Origin of the sequence: Microbacterium sp. (assembly GCF_030149085.1) — a bacterium.
Classification (GTDB): Bacteria; Actinomycetota; Actinomycetes; order Actinomycetales; family Microbacteriaceae; genus Microbacterium.
In genome coordinates this window covers 1-6,138 of sequence record NZ_JASBSF010000099.1, presented here as the reverse complement: position 1 = coordinate 6,138, position 6,138 = coordinate 1, and the positions used below count along the sequence as shown (strand labels likewise).

The window sequence follows — 6,138 nt, the reverse complement described above, 5'->3', positions numbered from 1 at the left end:
GCGTACCTTCCCGAGTTCCCCGGTGCCCACGGCGTCCGAGACGCGCTCGCTGCCGGTGTCGGTCAGACCGGTGCGAGTGTCATCGTCGTCGACGCCGGAGTCGATACCGGACCCATCCTCGCGCAGGAGCGCATCGCGGTGCTTCCCGGCGACGACGAGGCGAGCCTTCATGAGAGGATCAAGCCGGTCGAACGCCGACTCCTGATCGACGTCGTGAGGCGCATCGCAACGGGCGAGATCGACCTCTCATCCCCCTGACTTTTCCTCTGACCAGGTCCGCGACGACGCAGCCCGCGCGGCCGATGACCACCCGACAGCAAGGAGACCCGATGGCAGGCCCCAGTCACGACCCGTCCCTGTACCGCGACCGCGACGTCGTGCCCGTCCGGCGGGCGCTGGTCTCGGTCAGCGACAAGACCGATCTCCTGAACCTCGCCGCGGCGCTTGCCGAGGCAGGTGCCGAGATCGTCTCCACGGGATCGACGGCCGCGACGATCCGGGATGCCGGTTTCGCCGTCACCGATGTCGCCGCCGTGACAGGCTTCCCCGAGTCGCTTGATGGGCGCGTCAAGACTCTGCACCCCGCCGTGCACGCGGGGCTTCTTGCCGACCTTCGCCTCGCGCACCACGAGAACCAGCTCGCGGATCTCGGCATCCAGCCCTTCGAGCTGGTCGTGGTGAACCTCTACCCCTTCGTCGAGACTGTCGCTTCCGGCGCGCAGGGCGACGACGTCGTCGAGCAGATCGACATCGGCGGTCCCGCTATGGTCCGGGCGTCTGCGAAGAACTACGCGAACGTCGCCATCGTGGTCTCGCCGGAGTCCTACGGGTCGGTGATCGAGGCAATCCGTGTGGGCGGCACCTCTCTCGCGCAGCGTCGCGAGCTCGCCGCGCGCGCCTTCGCGCACACCGCCGAGTACGACCGGGCAGTCGCCACCTGGTTCGCCGACGAGACGCTGGGGGAGGATGTCGACCTTCCGTCTCACCTGACGATTCGCGCCGAACGGATGTCGACCCTGCGTTACGGCGAGAACATGCACCAGCGCGCCGCGATCTACACGCGCACCGGTGGGCGCGGCATCGCCCAAGCGACCCAGCTGCAGGGCAAGGAGATGTCGTACAACAACTACGTCGATGCTGACGCTGCTCTGCGCGCCGCTTTCGACCTGGTCAAGCCCGCCGTGGCGATCATCAAGCATGCGAACCCCTGCGGCATCGCGGTGTCGGCGCCGAACGCGCTGGACCCGATTGCCAGCGCGCACCTGCGCGCCCACGCCTGCGACCCGGTCTCTGCCTTCGGTGGCGTGATCGCCGCCAACCGCAAGGTGACGCTGAAGATGGCCGAGAACCTTCGCGACATCTTCACCGAGGTGGTCGTCGCGCCGGACTTCGAGCCGGAGGCTCTGGAGGTTTTCCGCCTCAAGAACAACCTGCGCGTGCTGAAGCTCCCCGATGACTGGAAACAGGAGCCGATGGATGTGCGGCTCATCTCGGGTGGCCTCCTTCTGCAGGATGCCGACCGTTTTCCCGACGACATCGAGTCCGTCGCCACCGATTGGGAGCTCGTCTCCGGTGAGCGTCCGGATGCCGACGCGATGACCAACCTCATTTTCGCGTGGAAGACCTGCCGCGCCGTGAAATCCAACGCGATCGTTCTCGCGAAGGACTCGGCAACCGTCGGCATCGGCATGGGCCAGGTCAACCGGGTCGACTCGTGTCGCCTTGCGGTCGAGCGCGCAGGTGATCGTGTGCGGGGCGCTGTCGCCGCATCCGATGCCTTCTTCCCGTTCGCGGACGGACCGCAGGTGCTCATCGACGCCGGCGTGTCGGCGATTGTGCAGCCGGGAGGGTCTGTCCGCGATGAGGAGGTCGTGAAGGCCGCGCGCGACGCTGGCGTCACGATGTTCTTCACGCGCGAGCGCCACTTCTTCCACTAAGGGCTGGACGGCGGGAAGACGCTCTCACTCAGGGCCTGCCGTAGGCCTCCAGCCAGCGCAGCCATACCTCGCTGACTGTCGGGTAGGAGGGCACGGCGTGCCAGAGCCGGCTCAGCGGCACCTCCCCGACGATGGCGATCGTGGCCGAGTGCAGTAGCTCCGCGACATCCGGGCCGACGAACGTCGCCCCGACGAGCACCTCGCGTTCACGGTCGACGACCGCGCGCGCCCGGCCACGATAGTCATCCGACGCAGTGGAGGCTCCGGCGACCCAGGAGAGGTCGTAGTCCAGCACCCGGATGTTGATCCCCGCCGCTTCCGCGCGCTCGGCGGTGAGTCCCACCGAGGCGACCTCGGGGTCGGTGAAGGTCACCTGCGGGACGTGGTCGTGGTCGGCCGTCGCGACGTGGGAACCCCACCGGGAGGTGTCGACGTGAGTGCCGCGGGCACGGGCCGCGATGACGTCTCCCGCAGCGCGGGCCTGGTACTTGCCCTGATGGGTGAGCAGGGCGCGGTGATTCACATCGCCAACCGCGTACAGCCAATCGGTGTCGCGCACCAGCATCGTGTCGTCGACGTCGAGCCACCTGCCAGGTGTCAGATTCACCGATTCGAGGCCCAGGTCTGCGGTGCGCGGTACGCGCCCGGTAGCGACGAGCACCTCCGCCGCCGTCACCGACGTCCCGTCCGAGAGGCTGAGGGTGCGACCGTTCGCGTCGCGGGATGCTGAGGCGACGTCGATCCCCGTGAGGACCCGGGCGCCCTGCGCGATCAGCGACTCGGCGACCATCTCTCCCGCGAAGGGCTCCATGCCGCCCAGGAGCCCGGAACGCGCGATAAGGGTTACCGCTGTGCCGAAGCTCGCGTACGCGGTTGCCATTTCGCAGCCGACGACCCCGCCGCCGATGACCGCGAGCGAGGCAGGCGCGGATCGTGCGCTCGTTGCTTCGCGGCTCGTCCATGGTTCGATCTCTCGAAGTCCGGGCGTCTCGGGCAGCAGAGCTGCTGAACCGGTGCAGACGGCGACCGCATGGGTGGCGATGAGATCGACCACCTCGCCGCCTGGGCGGGTAACCTCGACCCGCTTGCGGCCCGCGATCCGGGCGTGCCCCCGCACGAGGTCGATGCCGGCGCTCTCGAGCCACTCGACCTGCGAGGCGTCGTTCCAGTCGTGTGTCAACCCCGTGCGCCGTGCGAGGGTCGCGGCGACGTCGAGCTCGCCGGTGACGGCTTGTCTTGCGCCGTCGACTGCTCGAGCGGCCCGCAGTACCGCCCCGCTTCGTAGCAGCGCCTTCGAAGGCATGCACGCCCAGTACGAGCACTCGCCCCCGACGAGTTCACTCTCGACGATGACGACCCGCAGGCCCCCTTGCACGGCCCGGTCGGCGACATTCTCCCCGACCGGCCCTGCCCCGATCACAACAAGGTCATACTCGCGCGCGCCCATATGCCACGGTAACCCGCCCGCCCGGGCACCGCCCCAGAAAGTGGGCGCGAATTGTCGCATCCGCCCCAGGACGCGACCAGATGCGCCCACTCTCCGAGCAGCGGGATGGCCCTGGCAGGACATGACTGGGTCAGGGCCCGCGGATGCCTCCGCTGCTGTGTCTGATTTCCGCCAGTGGGCGATGGCGGGGAGTGCGAAGCTTGACCCGTGCTCTCGATGACCTTCGACGAACGGTATGCCGCGATTCAGTCGCGTGACGGCCGTTTCGATGGTCAGTTCGTCACAGCCGTCAGCTCGACGGGCATCTACTGCCGACCGAGCTGCCCGGCACGCACGCCGAAGCCTGCGAATGTGACGTTCTATCCCACGAGCGCCGCCGCGCATGAGGCGGGGTACCGCGCCTGCAAGCGCTGCCTGCCCGAGGCAGCTCCCGGCTCCCCGGACTGGGATGTGCGTGGTGATGTCGCGGCGCGCGCGATGCGGCTCATTGCCGATGGTGTCATCGAACGGGAGGGCGTTCCCGGGTTGGCTCGTCGACTGGGCTACTCGCCGCGGCATCTGACCCGGCTGCTGACCGCCGAACTCGGAGCCGGCCCGCTCGCGCTCAGTCGCGCGCAGCGAGCACACACGGCACGGATGCTGCTCGTGGGCACCGCGATGCCGGCATCCGACATCGCCTTCGCGTCGGGGTTCGCGAGCGTGCGGCAGTTCAACGACACGATCCGCGAGGTCTTCGGTCTCACCCCGCTCGAAGTGCGCGCCCGCCGCCCGGGCACCGAGTCAGCCGAGGGAGTCATCGACCTCGCGCTTCCCGTGCGAGGACCGTTCGACGCCGACGGCCTGTTCGCGTGGATGAGCGCGCGGGCGCTGCCGGGTGTCGAGGTTTCGGGTGAAAGGTCCTTCGCGCGCACGGTGCGACTGGCATCGGGCCCGGCATGGTTCGAGGTGAGATCGGATGCCGACACCGTGCGCCTGCGCGCCGCGGTGACCGCTCTTCCCGACCTTGCCGCCCTCGTTGCCCGCGTTCGCCGCATCTTCGATCTGGATGCCGATCCCCTCGCGATCGACGCTGCGCTTTCGCGCGATCCGCGCCTCGCGCCGCGCGTTCGCGCGATTCCCGGCATCCGGGTTCCTGGCGCTGCGGACCCGCACGAGATGCTCATCCGCGCGATGGTCGGCCAGCAGATCAGCGTTGCCGCAGCACGCACGGCGCTGACCGCGCTCGCCGAGGCTCTCGGCGAAGAAGTGCCGGGGCCCGACGGGCTGACACGACTGTTCCCGACGATGACGGCGATCGCCGAGCGCGGCGCAGAGGTGCTGCGCGGGCCGGGAGCGCGTATTCGATCGATCGTCGGCGCCGCGGCGTCCCTGGCCGACGGCAGCCTGACCCTCACGATCGCCGACGACGGAATCGATCAGCGACGCGCCCTCCTCGCGCTACCCGGTGTCGGCCCCTGGACTGCCGACTACGTCAGGATGCGGGTGCTCGGCGACCCTGATGTCTTCCTCCCCGGGGATGTCGCGGTGCGCTCCGGTGCCCAGGCTCTCGGTATCCCCGCGGACGGGCTCGAGGCGTGGGCTGCGACAGCCGCGCCCTGGCGCAGCTACCTGAGCGCGCACCTGTGGCGGGCCGTTCCCGCCCGCCCCATCCGAACAGCGCCCGCGCGTACCCGCACCCCCCGTATCCCTGCGCTGAGCGCGCTTGCTGAGGAGGTCCCCACATGACCATGACCGCCGTTTTCGAGATCGTCGACACCCCCGACGGCCCGTTCGTGATCCTCGCTGCGGGCGACGGTGCGGTGCTCTCCTCCGGGTGGACAGACTCGGTGGAACGCATCGCGGAGCGCATCCGTCCGGCAGATCGGCCCGCGGATATCCGCCCGGGCACGACGGATGCCGCAGCTGCTGTCCGCGCGTACTACGCCGGTGATCTCGCGGCGATCGATGACGTACCGGTCCGGCAGTTCGGCACACCGGGGCAGATGGCCGGATGGGCTGCGCTTCGCCGGATTGCGCCCGGAGCGCCGCTGTCGTATGCGACGTTCGCCGCGGTCCTGGGTCACCCGACCGCGGTGCGGGCGGCGGCATCCGTCTGCGCCCGCAACGCCCCAGCGCTTTTTGTACCGTGTCACCGCGTGCTGCGCACGGACGGGAGCCTCGGCGGCTTCGCATGGGGTCTGGAGGTCAAGCGGTCTCTGCTGGATCGGGAAAATCCGTCCTTGCTTTCAGCTGACTCTCAGGCATAGTCTGGAGGGCTGCCGCGTCGTGCGGCAACCCGTACGCCAAGGAGGATGCCATGTATCAGACCGCTGTTGTCGCGAGCACTGTCGTCCTTGCCGCCGCGGCCCCGCTGCGTCACCGCGGCCCCGCTACGACGCACTAGTTCGCCTGTCCACGACCTGACCGGTCGCGGCATACTCTCGGCGCCGCCTGCGTTCTCGCCCACGACACCGCACGCTTCGCATCCGCGCTCCACTGACCCGGAGCCGCCCTCCCCGCCTGCACACCCGCGGGTTCGCTTCGCCCTCCCACAAGGACCATGACCGCAACGCCTTCTTCTCCCACGCCCCACCTGTCGACCCTTCGTGCCCTGGGCCGTCTGCTGCCGTTCGCGCGCCCCGTGCTCGGGCGTCTCGGCCTCGGCGCGGCAAGCGCCATGCTCGCCTCGGTGCTGGCCCTCATGTTCCCGCTGGTCCTCGAGGTGATCGTCGGCGGCCCGATCGCCTCCGGAGATCCCGGACAGATCGCCTGGGG

General features: G+C 69.4%; 5 protein-coding genes and 1 pseudogene. 5 read left to right on the top strand and 1 reads right to left on the bottom strand.

The features are described 5' to 3' along the window. Positions 1–258: formyltransferase family protein (locus tag Q1V87_RS04205; protein WP_300590971.1), on the top strand; the 258-nt coding region annotated here is incomplete at its 5' end. Between the two features lie 71 nt (positions 259–329). Then, complete coding sequence (gene purH, locus Q1V87_RS04200; protein ID WP_292732870.1) at positions 330–1,937, top strand: bifunctional phosphoribosylaminoimidazolecarboxamide formyltransferase/IMP cyclohydrolase; 1,608 nt, start codon at positions 330–332, stop codon at positions 1,935–1,937. Positions 1,938–1,965: 28 nt separating this feature from the next. On the opposite strand, the gene Q1V87_RS04195 is transcribed toward purH, so the two are convergent. Next, positions 1,966–3,384, bottom strand: coding sequence for an NAD(P)/FAD-dependent oxidoreductase (locus tag Q1V87_RS04195; RefSeq protein ID WP_292732869.1), 1,419 nt, complete (start codon positions 3,382–3,384; stop codon positions 1,966–1,968). 216 nt (positions 3,385–3,600) lie between these two features. On the opposite strand from Q1V87_RS04195, the gene Q1V87_RS04190 reads away from it, so the two are divergent. The 3 genes and pseudogenes from Q1V87_RS04190 to Q1V87_RS04180 form a co-directional block, all read left to right on the top strand. Further along, complete coding sequence (locus Q1V87_RS04190; protein ID WP_300590973.1) at positions 3,601–5,109, top strand: AlkA N-terminal domain-containing protein; 1,509 nt, start codon at positions 3,601–3,603, stop codon at positions 5,107–5,109. A gap of 2 nt (positions 5,110–5,111) precedes the next feature. After that, positions 5,112–5,630 carry a methylated-DNA--[protein]-cysteine S-methyltransferase gene (locus tag Q1V87_RS04185; RefSeq protein ID WP_300590972.1) on the top strand — a complete coding sequence of 173 codons (519 nt, stop codon included), beginning with the start codon at positions 5,112–5,114 and terminating at the stop codon, positions 5,628–5,630. A 293-nt stretch (positions 5,631–5,923) separates the two neighbouring features. After that, positions 5,924–6,138: pseudogene (locus Q1V87_RS04180) on the top strand (ABC transporter ATP-binding protein); the annotation flags it as partial.

Coding starts and splice junctions, on each gene's coding strand:
- purH (WP_292732870.1), top strand. CDS start 330: ATGGCAGGCCCCAGTCACGACCCGTCCCTGTACCGCGACCGCGACGTC.
- Q1V87_RS04195 (WP_292732869.1), bottom strand. CDS start 3,384: ATGGGCGCGCGCGAGTATGACCTTGTTGTGATCGGGGCAGGGCCGGTC.
- Q1V87_RS04190 (WP_300590973.1), top strand. CDS start 3,601: ATGACCTTCGACGAACGGTATGCCGCGATTCAGTCGCGTGACGGCCGT.
- Q1V87_RS04185 (WP_300590972.1), top strand. CDS start 5,112: ATGACCGCCGTTTTCGAGATCGTCGACACCCCCGACGGCCCGTTCGTG.